Consider the following 21,352-nt stretch of genomic DNA (forward strand, 5'->3'; position numbering starts at 1 on the left):
AATTCCTCTCGTTGGTCCTTCACGGTGACTGGGCTCCAGGGCAACTTCGTCCTCCCGCTGACTAGGCGGGAAAAGTGTTACCCATGTCCTGGCACACCTGTTACCTATGTCCTCGGTCCATACACGGAGGGGCGAGGGGGAAGGACTGCCCAGGAGCTGCCGCTGACTAGCGCTGCCTTACTGGCGCTTGTCTTACTTGCGCTTGTTGTAGACGTCGATGAACACCGCCGCCAGGAGCACGAGCCCCTTGATGACCTGCTGGTAGTCGATGCCCACGCCGAGGATGGACATGCCGTTGTTCATCACGCCCATCACGAAGGCGCCGATGACCGCGCCCATGATCTTCCCGACGCCGCCCGAGGCCGACGCTCCGCCGACGAAGCAGGCCGCGATGACGTCGAGCTCGAATCCCAGCCCCGCCTTCGGTGTCGCGGTATTGAGCCGTGCCGCGAACACCAGCCCCGCGAGGGCCGCCAGCGCGCCCATGTTGACGAAGGTGAGGAACGCGATCCGCTGCGTCCGCACGCCCGACAGCCGCGCCGCCTTTTCATTTCCGCCGACCGCGTAGACCCGGCGCCCCAGCGTCGTGCGTCCGGCCACGAAGTCATAGAGCAGCGTCAGCCCGACCATCACCACCATCACCGTCGGCAGCCCCTTGTACGAGGCCATCAACCAGCTCATCGCCAGCACCGCGCCGGCGAGCAGCGCCTGGCGCAGCCAGAACACCGGACCGGGTTCGGTCTCCATCCCATGCCGCAGCGCCGCGCTGCGATGGCGCCAGGACACGGCCACGGCCACCGCCGTCAGCAGCAGCCCCAGCCCCAGCGTCGTCGGACGCGGATCCTCCTGGCCGAACAGCTCCGGCAGGAAGCCCGCGCTCAGCGCCTGGAAGCTGTCGGGGAACGGCCCCAGCGACTGTCCTTGCAGCAGTGCCAGCGCGAGCCCCTTGAACACCAGCATCCCGGCCAGCGTCACGATGAACGACGGAATCCCGAGGTAGGCCACGAACCACCCCTGCGCCGCGCCGATCACCGCGCCCGCCAGCAGGCACACCAGCCCCGCCGGCAGCGCGCCCCAGCCGTACTGGACCATCAGCACCGCCGCCAGCGCGCCGATGAAGCCGCACACCGAGCCCACCGACAGGTCGATGTGACCCGCCACGATCACCAGCAGCATGCCCAGCGCCATGATGACGATGTAGCTGTTCTGCAGGACCAGGTTGGTGAGGTTCAGCGGCTCGAGCAGCGTCCCGTCGGTCAGGTACTCGAAGAGCGCCATGATCGCCACCAGCGACAACAGCATCCCGTAGTCGCGCAGATGGCGCTTGAGGAAATGGCCGATGCCGGAGGCCGGCGCGGCCGAAGAGGGGGAAGGGCGGGCGGCCGCCGTGGCGCCCGCCGCGATCGGTTCAGACATACGCAGTCTCTCCGGCGCCGACGATGGCGCCCATGATCATTTCCTGGGTCGTGCCGGCGGCGGGGAACTCCGCCACCATCCGCCCTTCATTCATCACGTACAGCCGGTCGCACAGGCCCAGCAGCTCGGGCATCTCCGAGGAGATCAGCAGGATGCCGCAGCCCTGCTCGGCCAGGCCGGCGATGAGGCTGTAGATCTCGAACTTGGCGCCGACGTCGATGCCCCGCGTCGGCTCGTCCAGGATCAGCAGCCGCGGCTGCGAGAACAGCCACTTGGCCAGCACCACCTTCTGCTGGTTGCCGCCCGACAGGTGCATCACGCTCTGGTCGACGCCGGCGCAGCGCGTGGCCAGCCGGCGCCGGTAGTCCTGCGCGACCTGGTGCTCGCGCCCGCGGTCCAGCACGCCGGCGCGCGAGACCGCGCGCAGGTTGGCCAGCGAGGTGTTCACCGCGATCGACTCGTCCAGCAGCAGGCCCAGCGACTTGCGGTCCTCCGTCACGTAGGCCAGGCCCGCGGCGATCGCCTTGGGGACCGTCGACAGATCGACCTCGCGGCCGTCCATCCGCGCGCTGCCGGTGATGCGCCGGCCATAGCTGCGGCCGAACACGCTCATCGCGAGCTCGGTCCGCCCCGCGCCCATCAATCCGGCGATGCCGACGATCTCGCCGCGGCGCACCGTCAGGTCCACGCCCTTGACGACCTCGCGGCCCGCCTGCACCGGATGCTGGGCGCGCCAGTCGCGCAGCTCGAACAGCAGCTCCCCGATCTTGGGCGTGCGCTTGGGATAGCGGTCCGCCAGGTCGCGGCCCACCATCGCCTGAATGATGCGCGACTCGCTGATCGGCTCATCGGCGCAGTCGAGGCTCAGGATCGAACGCCCGTCGCGCAGCACCGTCAGCCCGTCGGCGACCCGCGTGACCTCCTTGAGCTTGTGCGAGATCAGGATGCAGGCGATGCCCTGCGCGCGCAGCTCCATCAGCAGCGCGAGCAGCGCGTCGCTGTCCGACTCGTTGAGGCTGGCGGTGGGCTCGTCCAGGATCAGCAGCCGCACGCGCTTGGCCAGCGCCTTGGCGATCTCCACCAGCTGCTGCTGACCCACGCCCAGTTCGCCCACCAGCGTGTCCGGCGAGGCGCGCAGCCCCACCCGCGCCAGCAACTCGACCGCGCGGCGGTGCATCTCCACGCGGTCGATGACGCCCAGCCGCGCCGGCTCGTGGCAGAGGAACAGGTTCTCCGCGATCGAGAGCTGCGGCACCAGCGCCAGCTCCTGGTGAATGATGATGATGCCCAGCCGCTCGCTGTCGGCGATGCCGGCGAAGCGCCGCACCTCGCCGTCGAAGCAGAGCTCGCCACCGTAGTCGCCGCCGTGGTCGGGATGCGGGTAGACGCCCGACACCACCTTCATCAGCGTCGACTTGCCAGCGCCGTTCTCACCGCACAGCGCATGGATCTCGCCGGCGCGCACGCGCAACCGGACCTCCTCCAAAGCCGCGACGCCGTGAAAGCGCTTGGTGATGCCGCGCAGTTCCAGCAGCGGGCCGGGGCCCGCGCCGTTCCGAGGAATCGCGTTCATGACTGCAGGCCCTCGCGGATCAACGCAGCTGCGTTTCCTTGTAGTAGCCGCTGTCCACCAGCACCGGCTTGACGTTGCTCGCGTCCACCGAGACCGGCTTGAGCAGCACGCTGGGCACGACCTTCACGCCGTTGTTGTAGGTCTTGGTGTCGTTGATCTCGGACGGGACCTTGCCCGCCAGCATCTCGTCGCTGACCGAGGCGGCGGCCTGCGCCAGCTGGCGCGTGTCCTTGAACACGGTGCTGGCCTGCTCGTGCTTGAGGATGGACTTGATCGACGGCAGCTCCGCGTCCTGGCCGCTCACGACCGGGCAGGGCAGCTTGGCGCTGCAATAGCCCGCGCCCTTGAGCGAGGACAGGATGCCGATGCTGATGCCGTCATACGGCGACAGCACCGCGTGCAGCCGCTCCTTGCCGTAGAAGGCCGAGAGCAGGTTGTCCATGCGGGCCTGCGCGGTGGCGGCGTCCCAGCGCAGCGTGCCGACCTTGGCGATGCCGAACTGCTTGCTGCGCACCACCAGCTTGCCGCTGTCCAGGTAGGGCTTGAGCACCGACATCGCGCCGTCGTAGAAGAAGGTCGCGTTGTTGTCGTCCGGCGAGCCGCCGAACAGCTCGATGTTGAACGGGCCCTTGCCCTGCGCCAGGCCCAGCTTGTCGACCAGGCTCTGCGCCTGCATCACGCCGACCTGGAAGTTGTCGAAGGTGACGTAGTAGTCGACGTTCTTCGTGCCCTTGATGAGCCGGTCGTAGGCCACGACCTTGATGCCGCGGTCCGCCGCCTTCTGCAGCACCGGCGACAGCGCCGAGCCGTCGATCGACGCGATCACCAGCACCTTCACCTTGCGGGTGATCAGGTTCTCGATCTGCGCGAGCTGGTTGGGGATGTCGTCCTCGGCGTACTGCAGGTCGGTCTTGTAGCCCTTGGCCTGGAAGGCCTTGACCATGTTCTCGCCGTCGGCGATCCAGCGGGCCGAGCTCTTGGTCGGCATCGCGATGCCGACCAGTCCCTTGTCCTGCGCGCGCGCGGCGCCGGACAGCAGGCCCAGCGTGGCGCCTCCAGCGATCAGCAGCGTCTTGATGATCGAGGTACGGCGATTCAAACCTGTATGAAACATTTTTGTCTCCTGAATGATTTATGAACGCGGGCTGTTTGTACTGCGAGGCGGCGCGCTTGTCGATCTCAGTTTGTGTATCGGTGGCGGGTGGACGGTTATCGGGGACTCAGCGCGCGCCATCGGCGCCGAGCGCCGCGGCCACGTAGACGAGCGGCGCGTTCCAGTTGATCGCGACCTCGTTGCTGGCGTAGCTGCAGAAGTGGTCGAGGTAGGACAGCGCCGGCAGCTTGGACGGGTAGGGCACCGGGCAGCCCTTGAGGTCCTGCTGGCCCGCGTTGGCACCGCCCACGACGAAGCCCGGCACCGGCGCGGCCACGCCGTCGGCCTCGGACGGCCGGTGATGCGGATGCATCGGCGAGCGCGCGCCGAAGCCCGTCACCATCGACATGCCCAGCGGATTGCGCCCCAGCACGTAATCGAAGAGGTCCTGCGCGGCCTGGCGATAGGGCCGCGCCGTGCCGCGCGGGGCGTCGAGCCGGTCGGCCTGCAGCAGCACCATCGCGCTGTTCAGCGCGTTGGAGTTGCTGCCCCAGTTGAAGTCCTTCTCTTCGAGTCCCACGCCCCAGGCGGAGGGCTTGCCCTTGGCGACGAGCGCGTCGGCGAGCGCGCGGATGCGGCGCTCGATCAGCGCGCGGTCCGCGGCGGCGGTGAGCCGCTCGCGGTGCGCCGCCAGCGACATCCAGGCCAGGCCGCGCACGTCGCCCCACGAGGGCACCGTCATCGTGGTCTGCGCCGGCTTCATCGCCGTGTAGAACGCGTCATCGCCGGTGGTGATGTAGAGCTCGGCGGCGGCCCAGGCGAACTCGTCATCCAGGGTCGGGTCGCCGTAGTCGCCGGTGTGGATGTCGGGCGGCTGGCGGTAGATCGCGTCGGGATGGGCCTGGGCCCAGGCCCAGGCCGCGCGCGCGGCCTCCAGCATGCGCGCCGACAGGCCGGGGCGCTGCTGCTCGAAGTCCTTGAACACGCGGCTGCCCACGGCCATCACCGCGGCGAAGTCCAGCGCCGCGGCGGTGCTCTTCTGCACGACGACGCGGTCGCCGGAAGCCGTCGCCGCGTCGGGCATCACGACGCCGTCGAAGCCCGGGTTGGTGAGCTTGTGATAGACGCCGCCATCGTCCGGATCCTGCATGGTCAGCATCCAGTCGAGGTTCCAGAGCGCCTCGTCGAGCACGTCGGGCAGGCCGTTGCCGCTTTCGGGCAGGCCAACCTTGAGCGCGCGCATCCGGCCCGGCATCTGCTCGTAGCTGGCCAGCAGCGTGTAGACGGTGATGCCGGAGTTGACGATGTACTTGTTGTAGTCGCCGGCGTCATACCAGCCCTTGGGGCTGCTGATGACGTCGCCGGTCTGGCGCTTGGGTCCGGCGGCCGAGGCGTGGATCAGCACGCGCGTGTCGGGATGCCCGGCGGGCCGCGCGAACGGACCGGCCAGCTCCGGCGTCAGCGCGATGCTGGCGCGATTGAAATAGAACGCGCGGATCGACGCGGCCGCCAGCGCGTCGTACGCGCCCGCGCCGATGGTGAACGGATCGGAGTCCGGCAGGCCCGCGACCCGCAGCCGGTAGGTGCCGGGGCGCGTGAGCGCGCTGAAATCGGCGATGCGGACCCGCGCGCGCGCCGGCGCCCACAGCGCGGCGGGACCGAGCTTGCCGGTCCACGCGGCCTTGCCGGTCGCGGCGTCGACGAGCTGGAAGCGCGACGCCGCGCCGGCGGGCACCGTCGCGCGCTTGGCCGAGGACGGCAGATAGCCCAGCTGGTTGACGGCGATGCGGACGGTGCCGGAGGTGCCGCCGATGTCGGCCGCCCGGGCCGGCGCCTGCGCGAAGGCGGCGGTCGCCCCCACCGCGACGATCGCGAGGCTGGCCAGCACGGCCATGGTCCGGGTGCGCATCAGCGGCCCTTCCAGCTCAGCGACTTGCCGCTCTGCGCGGCGCTGCGCTCGCCGTCGACTTCCAGCATCCAGTCATGCAGCGCGCCATCGGCGATCTCGACGCGGTACTCGGCGCCGGAGCGGCTCACCGTGCCGCGCGCCGCGATGGTGCCGTCCGGCGCCGCGACCGCGAAGGCCGCGCTCGCGCCGTCGTCCAGCGCGAACACCCGCAGCACCACGCCGCGCGCGTAGTCGTAGTCGGGGCGCTCGGTCTCCAGGCCCCAGGGCAGCACGGTGTTGGGCGCGACGTAGAGCGGCAGGCTCATGAAGTCGTGCGTCTCGCGCCGCCAGCGGCTGCCCTCGACGACCTCGCCGCTGAGCAGGTGGGTCCAGCGGCCGGCCGGCAGGTAGACGTCGACCTCGCCGCTGTCGCTGAACACCGGCGCCACCAGCAGCGCGCCGCCCAGGTGGTACTGGCGGTCCAGCGTCGCGCAGGCCGGATCGCCGGGGAACTCGATCACCGGCGCGCGCATCATCGGCACGCCGGTCTCGGTGGCCTCGATCGCGGTCGCGTAGAGGTAGGGCATCAACTGATGCTTCAGGCGCGTGAAGCGCTGCAGCACCACGCAGCTCTCCTCGTCGACCAGCCACGGCACGCGGTAGAAGCTGCTGCCGTGCAGCCGGCTGTGCGAGGAAAGCAGCCCGAACTGGATCCAGCGCTTGTAGACGGCCGGCGGCGGGTTGCCTTCGAAGCCGCCGATGTCATGGCTCCAGAACGCGAAGCCGCAGGCGGTCAACGACAGGCCGCCGCGCAGGCTCTCGGCCATGGACTCGAAGTTGGACCAGCAGTCGCCGCCCCAGTGCACCGGGAAGCGCTGGCCCGATGCGTAGGTCGAGCGCGCGAAGACGACCGCGTCGCTGCCTTGCACCTCCTGAAGCAGCTCGAAGACGGCCTCGTTGTATTGCAGCGCGTAGAGGTTGTGCATCTCCACCGGATCGGAGCCGTCGAAGTACACGACGCCCTGGTCGGGGATGCGCTCGCCGAAGTCGGTCTTGAAGCAGTCCACGCCCATCGCCAGCAGCCGGCGCAGGTGGCTCTGATACCAGGCCTTGGCGGCCGGGTTGGTGAAGTCCACGATCGCCATGCCGGGCTGCCACAGGTCGGTCTGCCAGGTCAGGCCGTTGGCGCGCTTGATGAAGTAGCCCTCGCGCACGCCCTCGGCGAACAGCGGCGAGCGCTGCGCGACGTAGGGGTTGATCCAGAGGCTGATCTTCAGGCCCTTGGCGCGCAGCCGCGCCAGCATGCCCTCGGGATCGGGGAAGCCGCGCCGGTCCCATTCGAAGTCGCACCACTGGAACTCGCGCATCCAGAAGCAGTCGAAGTGGAAGACGCTGAGCGGCAGCTCGCGGCGCGCCATCTCGTCGATGAAGTGCGTGGCGGTGGCCTCGTCGTACTGGGTCGTGAACGAGGTCGTCATCCACAGCCCGAAGGTCCAGGCCGGCGGCAGTGGCGCGCGGCCGGTCAGCTCGGTCAGGCGCGCGACGGCGGCCTTGGGCGTGGGCCCGGCGATGACGCAGTAGTCCAGGGTCTCGCCCTCGCGGCTGAACTGCACGCGCGAGGTCTTCTCCGACGCGACCTCGAAGGAGACCGGGCCGGCCTCGTTGACCAGCACGCCGTAGCCGCGGCTGCTCAGGTAGAAGGGAACGCTCTTGTAGGCCTGCTCGCAGGCGGTGCCGCCGTCCTTGTTGGTGTTCTCGACGGTCTGGCCGTTCTTGATCCAGGGCGTGAAGCGCTCGCCCAGGCCGTAGACGTACTCGCCCACCGCCAGCGTCAGTTGCTCATGGACGTAGTTGGCCTTGCCGGCCCATTGCAGGTAGCCCAGCGAGCGCCAGTCGCTGCGCGTCAGCACCTTGTCGCCCTCGCGGAAGGTCAGGCCGTAGCCCTCGCCCTTCTTGACATCGACCGACAGCGCGCCGGAGGTGACGGTCACCAGCTTGTCGGTCTCGGTGACCTGCAGCGCCGGCGCGGTCGCGCCGACCATCGGCACGTGCAGCCGCGGCGGCTGCGAGGCGCTGAAGTGTTCGACGCTGACGCGGATCACGCCCGGCAGCGGCGAGCGCAGCGTGACCGTCAGCGTCGGGCCCTGCAGCGTGTCGCCGCGATGCTTGATGGGGCGCGTGGTGACCAGCAGCACGACGCGGTCGTCGTGGATGTCCACGGCATAGGTCTCGGTGGCGTAATGGGTCGAGACGCCAGGCTGCAGCAGCCATTGCCCGTCGGTGAACTTCATGGGGATCCTTCTTGTGTTCCTGTCGGTGACTCTTCATGGCGGCCGCGAGCGGCCGCCTGTCTGCATTCGAGCGGCGCCGGCGCGGCGCCGCTTCATCGTTTCATCGCGGGGCCGGCTCCAGCGTCATCAACACCACGTCATGCGAGCGCATCGGCACCGTCTCGCGATGGCGGCCGTCGCGCCCGACGCGCACGCTGCGCTCGCGCTCCGGCTTGTCGGTGGTCAGCGCATGCAGCTTCGCGAGCTGCTCCGCGGACAGCGTGCCCGGCTTGCCCAGCTTCAGCCAGGCCGTGTAGGCGTCGTTGACCTCGAAGCCGACGCGGTACTGGCGCAGCGTGTAGACGCCCGGTGTCAGGCCCTGCCAGCGGATGGTCGCCGGCGCGAGCTTCGTGGCCGGACGCACTTCGCCGAAGTAGGGGCGGTTGCTGGTCTGCTGGTCCGGCAGCCGCCAGTCCCAGACCAGCGCCGCGACCTTGCCGCCGTCGACCGCCGCGAGCGCGCTGGCGTCCTTGAGCGGCACGTCGCGGCCGGTGAGCTGCTTCAGGTACTTGTAGGCGAAGAACGCGGGCTTGCGCACGCCTTCGCGCGTCAGCAGGCCGAAGCCGCCATGGAACGGCGCCGGCGGCGGGCCGGCCTCCTCGAACAGGTCGCTGTAGGTCCAGTAGCTCATCGCCTGGGCGTAGCCGCGCGTCAGGCGCAGCTTCTCCAGGATGTAGGGCGCGCTGAGGTAGGCGTCGTGGACGGGATCGCGCGGGTTGTAGCTGGCGCTCCACTCGGTGATGTAGAGCGGCAGGCCGGGGAAGGGCGAGGCTTCGATCTCGCCGCGCACGCGCTTGACGTCGCCGATGATCGTGTCCGGCGAGCGCGACAGCTTGTTGTCGTCCTGGCCGAATTCATCGAGGAAGCCGCCGTCCACGCCATAGGTGTGGGTGGTGACGAAGTCGACGGGGACGTTCTTCTCCTTGCAGAAGGCCAGGAAGGGCACGACCCAGGCGGCGCCCGCGGTCGCCGGACCGCCGACCTTCAGCTGCGGATCGACGGCCTTGAGCGCGCGGGCGCTGCGGGCGTAGAGCTCGAAGTAGGCGGCCTGGTCGGCGCGTTCCCAGAAGCCGGCGAGGTTGGGCTCGTTCCAGACCTCGAAGGGCCATTGGCGCACCTCCTCCGCGCCGTAGCGCGCGATGAGGTGGCGGGCGAAGGCGTCGACCAGCGCGACCCAGGGCTCGGCCTGCGGATGCGAGGTGTTGCCCTTCCAGTAGAAGATCGTCAGCGGCGAGGTGGCCATCGCCTCCGGCGTGAAGCCGAGTTCGACGAAGGGCTTGATGCCCTTGGCCAGCAGGCCGTCGTAGAGCGTGTCGATGCGGCTGAAGTCGAACTGCAGGCGGCCGTCGGGCCCCTTGGTCACGGTCTTCAGCGCGTCGTGGAAGATCGCGTGGAAGCGGATCGTGCGGAAGCCCAGTTCGTCGACGGCGGTCTTGAGCTGGGCCTGGCTGTCGTCGCGGATCAAGGTGCCGGGGAAGTCGGCGCCGACGGCGTAATCGAAGCTGCGATCGACCGGGCCGGCGGCCTGGCGCAAGTCGACGTCGATGGCGCGGCCGGGCTTGGCGGCCGGTCCGGCGCTCCAGGCGGCCATCGGGGCCAGCGCGAGCGTCAGCGCGGCCATCTTGCGTCTCGAGAGGGTGAGCGACATGGGATTGAAGTCCGGAGGAAGGGGTCAGGCGGGAAGCCCGCGGTAGCGGAAACGGCGGAAGCGCACCTCGCCCTGGCCGGCGCTGAACAGCGCGAGCTTGAGGCTCAGGAAGCCGCCGAAGACGTTGTGATGGAAGCCGGAGACCTCCATCTGCCAGGGGTGCTGCGTCCAGTCCTTGCCGTCGGGCGAGGTGTGGAAGGTGACCACGTTCTCGCGGTTCACGAGCCGCAGGTGCATCACGCGCGGCCCGGCCTGGGCGGGCAGGGGCTGCCGCATCCAGGTGATCTCCTGGCCGTAGTTGTAGGTGAGCATCTCGCGCGCGCTGGCGCCGACGCCGGCGAAGCCGCGGCCGTCGTAGAACAGCGCCAGGCCGCCGTGGGCATCGCCGCCGATCTCGAGCTCGACGCTCGCTTCGTAGCTGCGATCGCCGACCAGGCAGGTCAGCGGCGAGCAGTCCGCGAGCGAGCTGCCCTTGGCCTTGAGCACCAGGCTGCGGTCGCGCAGCGAGACGCGTGGCGGGTCCTTGGCCTCGGGCGCGAAGATCGACCACTGGATGCCCATGCGGTCCTGGCTGAAGTCGTCGGAGAGGTCGAAGCCGGCCGGGGAGGGCGTGCCGCCGCGCGGCTTGGGCAGGGCGCGCGCGAGCGTGCCGCCGCGGGCCTTGAACCAGCCGTCGGGCGTCCATTCGATCGGCTCGAGCAGCGTCTGGCGGCCCAGCGTCCGCATGCCGTTCTCGTAGCCGTGATAGACCATCCACCAGTCACCGGTCGGGCCCTCGACGACGCTGGCATGGCCGCGCGACCACCAGGGCTCGTCGGCGCTCTGCGTCCGCACGATGGGGTTGTGCGGGCAGTCCTCCCAGGGGCCATGGATGGAGCGCGAGCGCGCCAGCGTGACCATGTGGCTGGTCGGCGGGCCGGAGGTGCCGCCCACGGCGGCGATCAGGTAGAACCACTCGCCGCGGCGCAAGAGCTTGGGGCCTTCGGGCGCGAACATCTCGACGACCCAGTCCTTCGGGTACTGCCAGGGCGTGTAGGCGGGCTCGAGCTGGCCGACGGTGGACAGGCCGTCATCGCTGAGGCGGATGCGGCGCACGCCGTTGACGAAGAGATAGCGCTTGCCGTCCTCGCCAACGGCATGGCCGGGGTCGATGCAGCCGGGCAGGCGGAGGTCGACGGGATCGCTCCAGGGGCCGCGGATGTTGTCGGCGTGGATGACGCAGATCGTCGAGCCGTTCTCCTGCATCGCCGGGATGTAGATGAAGTAGCGGCCGCCATGCTTGATCAGGTCCATTGCCCAGACGGTGCCGATGGGCTGGCGCAGCGCGGCGGTGATCGGCGCCCAGTTCACGAGATCGGTGGAATGCCAGATCACCGCGCCGGGGTAGGAGGTGAACGACGAGAAAGTCAGGTAGTAGTCGCTGCCGTCCTTGAGGAGCGTGGGATCGGGGCGGTCGCCCGGCACGATGGGATTGCGATAGGTGCCGTTGCCGAGATCGGCCTTGCGCTGGCCTTCGCGGCCGATGCCGAAGGCGGGCGCGCGCGTGGGCGAGCCGACGCCGGCCGGCGGCGCCGGGCGCGGTGCGGCGGTGGCCGCGACGCTGAATCCGGCGCCTGCCGCCGAGGCGAGCGCCCGGACGGCGCCGCGCCTGGTGAGAGTCGACATTCCTTTTGTCTCCTTGCCGGCGGCCGCCCTGCGGGGCGATCTATCGAGCCGGATTGAGAAGGGATGTTAGTTCGCGCGCTGCACTAATTAATCAGAATTAACCCTGTGCTGATGCCGCGGCGCCGCCGCTTTGCCGTCGCGCAGTGAACTCCCTCGCCCGCTTGCGGGAGAGGGGAGGGGAGAGGGTCTTCCGAGCTGCCTCGCTGGCCCGATCACTGCACCGTGACGAAGAAGTTCGTTGCGTCCTGACCGCTGATGACTGTCGCGCCATTGCTGACGATGGCGCTGAACGCGCCGCTGATGCCGCCGGCCGCGCTGATCAGCACGAGCTTCTGACCCCGCGTGACGTTGCCGCTGAAGTTCAGCGTCAAGTTCCCCCCGAGCACGGCCGCGCCGCCGACGCTGAGGTGATCCTGGTCGACGCCTGGCGTGGTGCCGGCGATGTTCAGCGCCAGTTGCCCCGCCGCGCCTTGCTGGAAGCTCCCGCCCACCGTGAGCTCCCGCTGCCCGTTCGCCAGCCCCAGGGCCGCGTTGTTCACGACATTGCCGGTGCCCATCGCATTCGCGCTGCCGGCCAGCGTGGTGCCCCCGCTGAGCGTCGTCGCCCCGCTGTAGCTGTTGTTGCGCAGCGTGAGCCCCGCCGCGCCGCTGTGCGTGAGGCTGCCGCTGCCGCTGATGTTGGAGAGCGTGATCGCGGTCGTCGTGTTCTGCACGATGAGCTGCCCGTCATTGACGATGGCATTGCTCGCCACGCCGTTGGGCGATTCCGCGGTGAGGAGGCTGGCGTCGCCGCTGTACGTGGCCTGCAGCACGCTCGACTTGCCGCTGGTCGCGTTGACGGTGATGTAGCGCAGCGGCACCGGCGTTCCCGTGCCCAGGCGCAGGATCGCCCCGGCGCCGATGGTGGTGATGCCGTTGTAGTTCTGAGGCTGCGCGAAGGTCACGTCGTTGCCAGGCGTCGCCATGATCTTGACGTTGCCGTTCCCGACGGAGCCATCCCGATGCGGACCGCCCCCGCCGCCCGTGATGCCCACATGCAGCGTCACCGGCCCGTTGTAGTTGAAGGCCAGCGTGCCGCCGCGCAGGTTGATGTAGGCGTTCTTCTTGCCCAGCGGCGGGTCCACCTCGGCGGGCGAGGGCGCCGACGGGAGGAAGAAGCGCGCATGCGTGCCGTCCCCCCATTGCACCGTGCCCGCGCCGCGTTCGATGTTGATGCCGCGGTAGCTCGCGTCGTTGCCGTTGGGCGAGTTGGCGCCGCCGCGGTAGATCGTCTTGGCGAAGTTCAGCTCCGGGTCGCTCAGCCCGGGATTCACCGTATTGGGCACGTTGTGCGGGCTGTTGTCGGTGTGGCTGTAGACGCCGGACATCACGATGGTCGACGGACCGATCGCATGGAAGTTGATGTCGTTGCCGAAGGCCGCCTCATAGATGTTCTGCGTCACCGTGACGACGCTGCCCGGCGGGCTCCACACCAGCCACGAGCCCTCGTTCAGGACCGCCTTGGCATTCGACAGCGAGGCGGCGACATGGTTGCTGCCGAAGTCCTGTCCCGCGGCCAGCGACAGCACGCCCGAATACGAGCTCACGCCGCCCGATGAATTGCCGCCCCAGACGCCGGGCGCCTGCAGGATGCTGCCGCTGCCGCTCACCTGGCCCAGCAGCACGAACTGCGCGCTGCTGATGACGATGGTTCCGTTGTTGAGGATGTTGTTGAGGTTGATCTCGCCGTTGATGGTGCTCGCGCTGTTCTTGCTGTCCGAGGTGGCGATGAAGTTGGGCGAGTTGTCGGCGCTGGTGTTGGTGCCGATCTGCAGCGTGATGCCCGGGTCGATCGTCAGGGCCGGCGGGTTGATGCCGGCGATGGTGAGCGCGTAGCCGGCGCCGGGGTAGGTGGTCTTCGTGACGACCTGGACCTGGCGCGCGACGGGCAGCGTGAAGGTGCTGGTGCGGGTGATGACCAGGGTGGCGCCGCTGGCGCCGGTCAGGCGCAGCGTGCCCAGGCCGCTGATGACGCCGGTGTAGGTCGTGGTGCCGGCCGGCAGCGTGAGGACCGAGTCGCCGCTGAGCGTGATGTCGCGGTTGGCGAGCACGTCCGCGGTGATGTCCGCGGCGGCCCCGGCGGAAACGCCCGATCCGTCCGCCGAGGCGGTCGAGCTGTCCGAGCCGCCCCCGCCGCAGGCGGAGGTGAGGACGGCGCACCCGGCCATCAGGAAGTCGCGCCGGCTGGCGCCTTGGAGGAATGAACTCAAGCGGGCTCCTGCGACGGGGCTGTGAAGTGGACGGATTCTGTCGCAAGGCCGTCGCGGAGATATCACCGAGTTATCACGGTGCGGGCGGCGCCTCAGCATTACTTTGGTCTGTGCCCAGGTGAATTTGGCAGCGGAAAGAATTTGTTTCGTCGGCAGGTTCCTTGCCGACGCACACAGGCGAGGCAATGACGTGACCGACTATTCCCACGAACGCGCGCGACCTTCCATTCCGCAGTGCAAGCGAGCCACCGCCTCGATCACTTTCGATGGCAAACATCTGATGCTGAAGGGCAAGGGCTCGCAGCTTTTCCCGGCCGTGTCAGGAAGGCGTGACGCGAAGCTCGGCTTTGTCTACACGGTGGAAAGGCAGAAGGCGTCAAAGGAAGGCCCTATCCCCGCCGGCGAGTACTGGATCAACTTCCAAGAGTTGTGGGAGAACGCGTGGTACAAGCGCGGCTCCGCGAGGGCCTGGGGCAACTACCGGCTTACCCTGCATGTGTTTCCTGGAACGGAGACCTATGGGCGTGGTGGATTTTTCATCCACGGCGGAGCGGTTCCGGGCAGTGCGGGCTGCATCGACCTCACCACTCACGTCGACCGCTTCGTGGCCGAGTTGCGCGCGCAGATGAATGGCGCAGACGAGTGCTTCATCCCGGTGACGGTGCGCTACTGAATGATGAACAAGAAAGCCCTCTCCCTTCTTCTACTGCTGGCCGCCGCGGCGATCGCAGCTTTTGCTCTCTGGGTGACGACGATCAATCTGATCGAGGCCTATGGGGACGGGCCGCCGTATTACGGCCGGACCACCAACATGGACAAGTGGGAGAGCCCCGTGCTCTTCCTGGTCGGCATCGACGCGGCGGCATTGATCCTCATCGCGCTGTTGACGCGTCTGGCCATCAAGGCGCGCCGGAGCCCTGCTTAGCACAACGCCGCCATCTCAGCGATCCCTCGCTCCTGATCCCCTGTTTCCGGGAGAAGCTGATTCAAATCCGAGGGCGGCTGTGCCAGATTGGCCGCATGAGTCCGTTCGGCCCGCTGCTCTCGCTGCTCTCGCTGCTCCGCCGCCCTGCGGTCTGGCGTCACGCCGCCTTGGCGTTGCTCGCCCTGTGCGTGGGCGGCGCCGCGCGCGCTCAGACCGCGATCGTCATCGGCGGCGCGCTGCGCATGGACAACGACGCCGTCTGGCAGCGCATCGTCGAGGAGGCCGGCGGTCCCGGCCGCGCCCGCTTCGCCGTGCTGGCCACCGCTGCCGCCAATCCGGAACTCTCCGCGCAGCTGATCGTCGATGCGCTGCAGCGCCATGGCGCGCGCGCCGAGCACATCCCCGTCGCGCCCCGCCTGGAAGGCGCCGACCTGCAGAAGAACCTCCACGACCCCGCCTTGATCGCCCGGATCCGCGCCTCCAACGCGGTGTTCTTCTCCGGCGGCGCGCAAGGCTTCATCGTCGACACGCTGCAGCCCGGCGGCCGCCGCACCGAGATGCTCGACGCGATCTGGGAGGTCTACCGCCGCGGCGGCGTCGTGGCTGGCACCAGCGCAGGCGCGGCCATCATGAGCCGCGTGATGTTCCGCGACGCGCTCAACGTCATGGAGGTGATGCGCGGCACCATGCGCGATGGCCATGAGATCGACCAGGGCCTGGGCTTCGTCGGCGCCGAGCTGTTCGTCGACCAGCACTTCCTCAAGCGCGGCCGCATCGGCCGCATGCTGCCGCTGATGATGGCCAAGGGCTATCGGCTGGGACTGGGCGTCGAGGAGAACAGCGCCGCCGTCATCCGCGGCTCGCGCGTGGACATCATCGGCGGCCGCGGCGCGCTGCTGGTGGACCTGCGCGATGCGCGCAGCGACCCGTCGCTGGGCATGTTCAACCTGCGCGGCGCGCGGCTGAGCTATCTCGACCACGGCGACCGCCACGACCTGCGCACCGGCGTCACCGAGCCCGCGCCGCGCAAGACCGCCGCTGGCGCGCCGGTGCCGATGCGGGCCTCGCTCGGAGGCGGCGCGCCCAGCCAGAGCGGCCCGGTGGACACCTTCCAGCGCGACATCCTCGGCGACAACCGCATCGTCCAGGCGATGACCGAACTGCTGAGCTCACCCGCCGCCGAGGTCCGCGCGATGGCCGCGCGCATCCGCCCGGACGCCACCGGCGACCGCGACCGCACCGGCTTCGTCTTCCGGCTCTATCGCGGCCGCGACACGCAGGGATGGATCGACGCCGAGGGCGGCGCGCAGGACGTCACGCTGCTGGACGTGCGGCTCGACGTGCGGCCGGTGCGGCTGCCCGACCCCGGCGGCGGCTGAACGCCCGCGCGTTTCAGCCGTGCAGCGCCTCGGCGATGAACTGGCGCGGCACCTTGGGCTTGGGCACGCGCACGCTGAACCAGCGACGCACGTCCTGCTCCAGGCCGATGCCGTGCATGAAGTTGTAGAGCGCCTTCTTCAGCGCCTCGCCCATCGCATCGTGGTCGGTGCCGGTGGGATCGAAGAAGCCGACGTCGTTCTTCGCGAACGGCGACGGCGGCAGCGGCAGCAGCTCCACGCCGAAGGCCTTCGGATCCTGACCCACCGGCGAGTGCACCGTGCAGGCGAAGCGGTGGAAGAAGCCGCTCTGGATGCAGCCGTTCTCGAACAGCTGGCGCACGTACTCGAGCGCGTCGACGGTGTCCTGCACCGTCTGCGTGGGGAAGCCGTACATCAGGTAGGCATGGACGAGGATGCCCGACGCCGTGAACGCGCGCGTCACGCGCGCCACCTGCTCGACCGAGACCCCCTTCTGCATCAGCTTGAGCAGGCGGTCCGAGGCGACCTCCAGGCCGCCGCTGATCGCGATGCAGCCGCTGTCGGCCAGCAACTCGCAGAGCTCCGGCGTGAAGGTCTTCTCGAAGCGCACGTTGCCCCACCAGCTGATGGAGACGCCGCGCTCGATCAGCTCCAGCGCCAGCGCGCGCAGCACCTTGGGCGGCGCGGCCTCGTCGACGAAGTGGAAGCCGGTCTGCCCGGTCTCCGCGACGATCGCCTCGATGCGGTCCACCAGCGTCTTCGCCGAGGCCGCCTCGTAGCGCGAGATGTAGTCCAGCGTGATGTCGCAGAAACTGCACTTCTTCCAGTAGCAGCCATGCGCGATCGTCAGCTTGTTCCAGCGGCCGTCGCTCCACAGCCGGTTCATCGGGTTGAGCATGTCCAGCAGCGACAGGTAGTCGTGCAGCGGCAGGCCATCCCAGGTCGGCGTGCCCACGTCCTCGAAGGGGATGTCGGGCTCGACGAAGTTGATGTAGCGGACCTGGCCCGCGAGCTCGCCCTCGTCCTCGCGCACGAAGCAGCGCACCAGCCGCTGCCGGCCGCGCTTGCCGGCGATGTGCTCCAGCAGCGCCAGCAGCGGACGCTCGCCGGCATCCAGCGTCACGAAGTCGACGTAGTCGAACAGACGCGGCTCGCTGAGCTCGCGCAGCTCGGTGTTCACGAAGCCGCCGCCGAACAGCACCTTCAGATGCGGCCGCTCGCGCTTGATCGTCTGCCCGATGCGCAGCGCCGCGTAGACCGCGCCGGGGAAGGGCGCCGACAGCAGCACCACGCCGGGCTGCTCCGCGTCGATGGCCTCCAGCGTCAGCTCGCGCAGCAACTCGTCGACCAGATTGGGCGGCGCGTCCAGCGCCTGCGCGAGCGGATCGAAGGTCGGCTGGCTGGTGGCGAGCTGCTCGGCATAGCGGACGAACTCGAAGCGCGGATCGACCGATTCACGCAGCACGTCGGCCAGGTCGTTCAAGTAGAGCGTCGCCAGGTGCCGCGCGCGGTCCTGCAGGCCCAGCGCGCCGAAGGCCCAGGCCAGCGGGTCCTCGCCCGCTTCGGCGACGTAGACCTCCAGCGACTGGAAGCGCGCGCCCTCGGGCAGGAAGGCGCGCGAGTTGATGCGGTGCGCCAGCGTCGGATCGCGGCCCTGCAGGAAGGCGATGGCTGGTGCGATCGTGGCGAGGTAGCGGTCGAAGGACTCGTCGAACAGCCGCGACGCCAGACCGCGGTCCGGCAGCGGGATCGCCTGCACGGCGGCGCGCACGCGCTTCAGACCCTCGCGCGAGAACAGCCGCAGCACCAGGCCCAGCGCCAGGTCGCGCTGCGCCGCCTCGATGCCGCGTGAACGCAGGAAGCCCGTCAGGTAGGCGGTGGACGGGTAGGGCGTGTTGAGCTGCGTCATCGGCGGGATGAGCGACAGCACGCGAGGGACGGACGCGGCGGACATGGACGAACTGTAGGAGCAAAAAAACAAACCCGGCATGGGCCGGGTTTGTTCGGGATCGCGTGGACCAGGTCCCGCGATCAGCGGGCCAGAAGCCGATTACTTCTTGGCGGCCTTCTTGGCGGGCTTGGCGGCGGCGGCCTTGGGGGCCTTGGCCGGCTTGGCGGCAGCCTTGCGGGCAGCAGCCTTCGGGTCCACGGCGGCCTTGAAGCCGGCGCCCGGGGTGAACTTGGGCAGCTTGGCGGCAGCGATCTTGATCTTGTCGCCGGTGCTGGGGTTCACGCCGGTGCGAGCGGCGCGCGAGTGCTGCTTGAAGGAGCCGAAGCCGGGGATGGACACGGCGCCGCCCTTCTTCACCGTGGTGACCACGGCGTCCAGCAGCGTTTCCAGGATGCGGCCGGCTTCGGCCTTGGTCAGTTCGTGCTTGGAAGCCAGGTGTTCGATCAGTTCGGTCTTGTTCATTCGTTGACTCTGCAAGTTAAGGCCCGGCTGGTGGCCGGACGGCGCGTATTGTGCGCGAGAAATCACCCGCGTACCCTCGGGTTGCCCCGCAAATCATCGATGAAATCGCACATCCGGGGTCACGTCTTGCGCGATGGTCCTATCCATGGGCCACAGCGGCGGCCTTGTGGCAATTTGTCACGGCCTGTTGTCGGGCACGAATCACGACACGAGCAGCCGGTGCACCAGGTCGGGCGTGCTCGCGGCGCCGTACTTCTTCATCAGCCGTGCGCGGTAGACGTCGACGGTGCGCGGACTGACGCCCAGCTTCTTGCCGATCAGCTTGCTGGTCAGGCCTTCGATCAGCAGCGCGGCGATCTCGCGCTCGCGCGCGGTCAGGTCGGCCTTGAGCTGGCGCGTCGCCGACAGATCCTCGAAGCTCCAGATGCCGCTCGCATGCGGCCGCGACGGATCGAGCGCGCGGCCCGACACGTGGCACCAGAACAGCTCGCCCGCGCGCGCGCCGCCGACGCGCTTCATCACGCGCTCGTCGGCGTAGTAGCCGGCCGCGTCGAGGCTGGCCACGATGCGCTCGCCGGTGCGCTCGAACTCGACCGGGCTCGGATACAGCAGCGCGAAGCTGTGTCCGATCAACTGCTCGCGCTGCGCGCCGAAGATCTCCAGCACCAGGCGGTTGCAGTCGCGGATCAGGCGGTTCTCCGAGATCACCAGTCCGATCGGGGCCTGGTCGAAGGCGGTGCGGTAGTCCAGGCTCACGGCGTCGCTCACAGCAGCGCGTAGGTGGTGGTGGACTGGACCGCGAGGCGGCCCTGCTCGTCGAGCAGGTCGATCTGCCCGAAGGCCAGGTTCCTGCCGCGGCGCAGCAACCGCGCCTCGAGGGTGCAGGTCGCGCCGGAGACCGGGCGGACGAAGGTCGATTGCAGCTGCACCGTCGTCATCGGACGAAACTCGCCGAGCTCGCGCATCATCAGCAGCACCATCGCCGTGTCCGCGGCGGCCATCGAGGCCTGGCCGCACATCACGCCGCCGACATGGACCAGCGCCGGCGCGACGGGCATGCTCAGCCGCAATAGGCCTTCCTCCGCGTGGACGGGGTCCAGGCCCAGTGCGACGATCCAGGGAGCGAAGATCTTGGGGATCTGCGCGCGCAACTCGTCCAAAGGCAGGGTCATCGGGCTTCCTTCCGGGGAGCAGTCGGTGGCGGCGGGGCGGGATCGCCCGGCGGCGGGAGGGTGCTTAATCAATTCTACGTAGCGCTTACCTAATGTCTTACGTAGCAGAATGGCCGACCGGTTCTGAATCCATCGGGATCAACGGAAGCAGGAGACATCGGATGAACAAGCTTTTCCCCAATGCCCAGGCGGCGTTGGACGGCATCGTGGCCGACGGCCAGTTGCTGGCCGTCGGCGGCTTCGGCCTGTGCGGCATCCCGGAGGCGCTGATCGCGGCGCTGCGGGACAGCGGCGTCAAGGACCTGACCGTCATCAGCAACAACGCGGGCGTGGACGGCTTCGGGCTGGGTCAGCTGCTCGAGACGCGGCAGATCAGGAAGATGATCTCCAGCTACGTCGGCGAGAACAAGGAGTTCGAGCGCCAGTACCTGGCCAAGGAGCTCGAACTCGAATTCACGCCGCAAGGCACGCTGGCCGAGAAGCTGCGCGCCGGCGGCGCCGGCATCCCGGCCTTCTTCACGCGCACCGGCGTCGGCACGATGGTGGCCGAAGGCAAGGAGATCCGCGAGTTCGACGGCCATCAGTACGTGATGGAGCGGGCGCTGAATCCGGATGTCGCGCTGGTCAAGGCGCACATCGCCGACAAGAGCGGCAACCTGGTGTTCCGCCGCACCGCGCGCAACTTCAATCCGGCCTGCGCGATGGCCGGCAAGATCACCATCGTGGAAGTGGAGCAGGTCGTCGAGGTCGGCGCGCTGGACCCGGACGCGATCCATCTGCCCGGGATCTACGTGCACCGCATCGTGCACAACCCGACGCCCGAAAAGCGCTTCGAGAAGCGCACCACCCGCCCCGCCGCCTGAGGAGAAAGACATGCCCTGGACCCAAGACCAGATGGCGGCGCGCGCCGCGCAGGAGCTGGAGGACGGCTTCTATGTGAACCTCGGCATCGGTATTCCGACGCTGGTCGCGAATTTCGTGCCGGCCGACAAGGAGGTGTGGCTGCAGAGCGAGAACGGCATGCTCGGCATCGGCCCGTTCCCGACCGACGACGAAGTCGACGCGGACCTGATCAACGCCGGCAAGCAGACCGTGACGACGATTCCCGGCTCGTCCATCTTCGGCAGCCACGACAGCTTCGCGATGATCCGCGGCGGCAAGATCAACCTCAGCATCCTGGGCGCCATGCAAGTCAGCGAGCACGGCGACCTGGCAAACTGGATGATCCCCGGCAAGATGGTCAAAGGGATGGGCGGCGCGATGGACCTCGTCGCCGGCGTGCCTCGCGTGATCGTGCTGATGGAACACGTCGCCCGCAAGAAGGACGGCACCGAGGACCTCAAGATCATCCCCACCTGCACGCTGCCACTCACGGGCGTGGGCGTGGTGAACCGCATCATCACGGACCTGGCGGTCATGGACGTCACACCGCAAGGCCTCAAACTCGTCGAACTCGCGCCCGAGGTCACGCGCGAGTTCGTGCAGAGCAAGACCGGCGTGACGCTGCTTTGACAAGACCCGGCACCACGCCCGAAACCGGGGGCGCCGGTGCCCCTCTCCGCTCAGGCGCCTGCGCACGCTCGGCATTCGCTTCGAGGGGCACCGGCGCCCCCGGTTTCTCC

17 protein-coding genes are annotated in these 21,352 nt (G+C 68.9%); 5 read left to right on the top strand and 12 right to left on the bottom strand.

Going from position 1 to position 21,352, the window contains the following annotated elements; translation table 11 throughout:
• Positions 1-192: 192 nt before the first annotated feature.
• From mmsB to ABDW61_RS21000, 8 genes are all read right to left on the bottom strand, one after another.
• Entirely contained in the window at positions 193-1,416 is a 1,224-nt protein-coding gene (gene mmsB / locus ABDW61_RS20965) for a multiple monosaccharide ABC transporter permease (protein ID WP_343641473.1), read from the bottom strand.
• Positions 1,409-2,989 (bottom strand): sugar ABC transporter ATP-binding protein, encoded by a 1,581-nt coding sequence (locus ABDW61_RS20970; RefSeq protein WP_343641475.1) that lies wholly within the window; start codon positions 2,987-2,989, stop codon positions 1,409-1,411. Before ABDW61_RS20970 ends, mmsB begins: the two co-directional genes overlap by 8 nt.
• Positions 2,990-3,008: 19 nt before the next feature.
• Positions 3,009-4,103: a multiple monosaccharide ABC transporter substrate-binding protein gene (chvE, locus tag ABDW61_RS20975; RefSeq protein WP_343641477.1), complete on the bottom strand. Its 1,095-nt coding sequence runs from the start codon at positions 4,101-4,103 to the stop codon at positions 3,009-3,011.
• Positions 4,104-4,209: 106 nt separating this feature from the next.
• The gene (locus ABDW61_RS20980) at positions 4,210-5,991 is read right to left on the bottom strand and encodes a glycoside hydrolase family 9 protein (protein ID WP_343641479.1); all 1,782 of its coding nucleotides are present in this window, start codon (positions 5,989-5,991) and stop codon (positions 4,210-4,212) included.
• Positions 5,991-8,261 carry an alpha-xylosidase gene (yicI, locus tag ABDW61_RS20985; protein WP_343641481.1) on the bottom strand — a complete coding sequence of 757 codons (2,271 nt, stop codon included), beginning with the start codon at positions 8,259-8,261 and terminating at the stop codon, positions 5,991-5,993. The genes ABDW61_RS20980 and yicI overlap by 1 nt, the downstream gene beginning before the upstream one ends.
• A 100-nt stretch (positions 8,262-8,361) precedes the next feature.
• Positions 8,362-9,948, bottom strand: coding sequence for a beta-xylosidase (locus tag ABDW61_RS20990; protein ID WP_343641483.1), 1,587 nt, complete (start codon positions 9,946-9,948; stop codon positions 8,362-8,364).
• A gap of 24 nt (positions 9,949-9,972) precedes the next feature.
• Positions 9,973-11,613 (bottom strand): family 43 glycosylhydrolase, encoded by a 1,641-nt coding sequence (locus ABDW61_RS20995; RefSeq protein ID WP_343641484.1) that lies wholly within the window; start codon positions 11,611-11,613, stop codon positions 9,973-9,975.
• A gap of 212 nt (positions 11,614-11,825) precedes the next feature.
• Positions 11,826-13,862, bottom strand: a complete 2,037-nt coding sequence (locus tag ABDW61_RS21000; RefSeq protein ID WP_343641486.1) for an autotransporter — start codon at positions 13,860-13,862, stop codon at positions 11,826-11,828.
• Positions 13,863-14,052: 190 nt separating this feature from the next.
• On the opposite strand from ABDW61_RS21000, the gene ABDW61_RS21005 reads away from it, so the two are divergent.
• From ABDW61_RS21005 to ABDW61_RS21015, 3 genes are all read left to right on the top strand, one after another.
• Positions 14,053-14,535, top strand: coding sequence for a tlde1 domain-containing protein (locus ABDW61_RS21005; protein ID WP_343641487.1), 483 nt, complete (start codon positions 14,053-14,055; stop codon positions 14,533-14,535).
• Positions 14,536-14,787: a hypothetical protein gene (locus ABDW61_RS21010; RefSeq protein WP_343641488.1), complete on the top strand. Its 252-nt coding sequence runs from the start codon at positions 14,536-14,538 to the stop codon at positions 14,785-14,787. It begins immediately after the preceding gene.
• Between the two features lie 95 nt (positions 14,788-14,882).
• Positions 14,883-16,166, top strand: coding sequence for a cyanophycinase (locus ABDW61_RS21015; protein ID WP_343641489.1), 1,284 nt, complete (start codon positions 14,883-14,885; stop codon positions 16,164-16,166).
• Positions 16,167-16,179: 13 nt separating this feature from the next.
• Here ABDW61_RS21015 and ABDW61_RS21020 read toward each other — a convergent pair whose 3' ends face one another.
• The 4 genes from ABDW61_RS21020 to ABDW61_RS21035 all read right to left on the bottom strand — a co-directional run bounded on the left by ABDW61_RS21020 (position 16,180) and on the right by ABDW61_RS21035 (position 19,730).
• Positions 16,180-18,099, bottom strand: a complete 1,920-nt coding sequence (locus ABDW61_RS21020) for a radical SAM protein (RefSeq protein ID WP_343641490.1) — start codon at positions 18,097-18,099, stop codon at positions 16,180-16,182.
• A 96-nt stretch (positions 18,100-18,195) separates the two neighbouring features.
• Positions 18,196-18,558, bottom strand: coding sequence for an HU family DNA-binding protein (locus tag ABDW61_RS21025; protein WP_279759095.1), 363 nt, complete (start codon positions 18,556-18,558; stop codon positions 18,196-18,198).
• Positions 18,559-18,759: 201 nt separating this feature from the next.
• On the bottom strand, positions 18,760-19,326 hold the full coding sequence (locus ABDW61_RS21030) for a LuxR C-terminal-related transcriptional regulator (protein WP_343641493.1): 567 nt from the start codon (positions 19,324-19,326) through the stop codon (positions 18,760-18,762).
• On the bottom strand, positions 19,323-19,730 hold the full coding sequence (locus ABDW61_RS21035; protein ID WP_343641495.1) for a PaaI family thioesterase: 408 nt from the start codon (positions 19,728-19,730) through the stop codon (positions 19,323-19,325). Before ABDW61_RS21035 ends, ABDW61_RS21030 begins: the two co-directional genes overlap by 4 nt.
• Positions 19,731-19,891: 161 nt before the next feature.
• Here ABDW61_RS21035 and ABDW61_RS21040 point away from each other — a divergent pair, with 161 nt between their 5' ends.
• Together ABDW61_RS21040 and ABDW61_RS21045 are read left to right on the top strand one after the other, a co-directional pair.
• Positions 19,892-20,593 (top strand): CoA transferase subunit A, encoded by a 702-nt coding sequence (locus ABDW61_RS21040; RefSeq protein WP_343641497.1) that lies wholly within the window; start codon positions 19,892-19,894, stop codon positions 20,591-20,593.
• Between the two features lie 10 nt (positions 20,594-20,603).
• Entirely contained in the window at positions 20,604-21,242 is a 639-nt protein-coding gene (locus ABDW61_RS21045) for a 3-oxoacid CoA-transferase subunit B (protein WP_343641499.1), read from the top strand.
• The last annotated feature ends 110 nt before the right edge of the window (positions 21,243-21,352 follow it).

This window comes from Roseateles sp. (assembly GCF_039595595.1).
Lineage (GTDB): Bacteria > Pseudomonadota > Gammaproteobacteria > Burkholderiales > Burkholderiaceae_C > Roseateles.

What these genes read in the sequence shown, in the direction of transcription:
- ABDW61_RS21025 (WP_279759095.1), bottom strand. Translation starts at nt 18,558, where the DNA reads ATGAACAAGACCGAACTGATCGAACACCTGGCTTCCAAGCACGAACTG.
- ABDW61_RS21020 (WP_343641490.1), bottom strand. Translation starts at nt 18,099, where the DNA reads ATGTCCGCCGCGTCCGTCCCTCGCGTGCTGTCGCTCATCCCGCCGATG.
- yicI (WP_343641481.1), bottom strand. Translation starts at nt 8,261, where the DNA reads ATGAAGTTCACCGACGGGCAATGGCTGCTGCAGCCTGGCGTCTCGACC.
- ABDW61_RS20990 (WP_343641483.1), bottom strand. Translation starts at nt 9,948, where the DNA reads ATGTCGCTCACCCTCTCGAGACGCAAGATGGCCGCGCTGACGCTCGCG.
- ABDW61_RS20995 (WP_343641484.1), bottom strand. Translation starts at nt 11,613, where the DNA reads ATGTCGACTCTCACCAGGCGCGGCGCCGTCCGGGCGCTCGCCTCGGCG.
- ABDW61_RS21040 (WP_343641497.1), top strand. Translation starts at nt 19,892, where the DNA reads ATGAACAAGCTTTTCCCCAATGCCCAGGCGGCGTTGGACGGCATCGTG.
- mmsB (WP_343641473.1), bottom strand. Translation starts at nt 1,416, where the DNA reads ATGTCTGAACCGATCGCGGCGGGCGCCACGGCGGCCGCCCGCCCTTCC.
- ABDW61_RS21045 (WP_343641499.1), top strand. Translation starts at nt 20,604, where the DNA reads ATGCCCTGGACCCAAGACCAGATGGCGGCGCGCGCCGCGCAGGAGCTG.
- ABDW61_RS21035 (WP_343641495.1), bottom strand. Translation starts at nt 19,730, where the DNA reads ATGACCCTGCCTTTGGACGAGTTGCGCGCGCAGATCCCCAAGATCTTC.
- ABDW61_RS21015 (WP_343641489.1), top strand. Translation starts at nt 14,883, where the DNA reads ATGAGTCCGTTCGGCCCGCTGCTCTCGCTGCTCTCGCTGCTCCGCCGC.
- ABDW61_RS21010 (WP_343641488.1), top strand. Translation starts at nt 14,536, where the DNA reads ATGATGAACAAGAAAGCCCTCTCCCTTCTTCTACTGCTGGCCGCCGCG.
- chvE (WP_343641477.1), bottom strand. Translation starts at nt 4,103, where the DNA reads ATGTTTCATACAGGTTTGAATCGCCGTACCTCGATCATCAAGACGCTG.
- ABDW61_RS20970 (WP_343641475.1), bottom strand. Translation starts at nt 2,989, where the DNA reads ATGAACGCGATTCCTCGGAACGGCGCGGGCCCCGGCCCGCTGCTGGAA.
- ABDW61_RS20980 (WP_343641479.1), bottom strand. Translation starts at nt 5,991, where the DNA reads ATGCGCACCCGGACCATGGCCGTGCTGGCCAGCCTCGCGATCGTCGCG.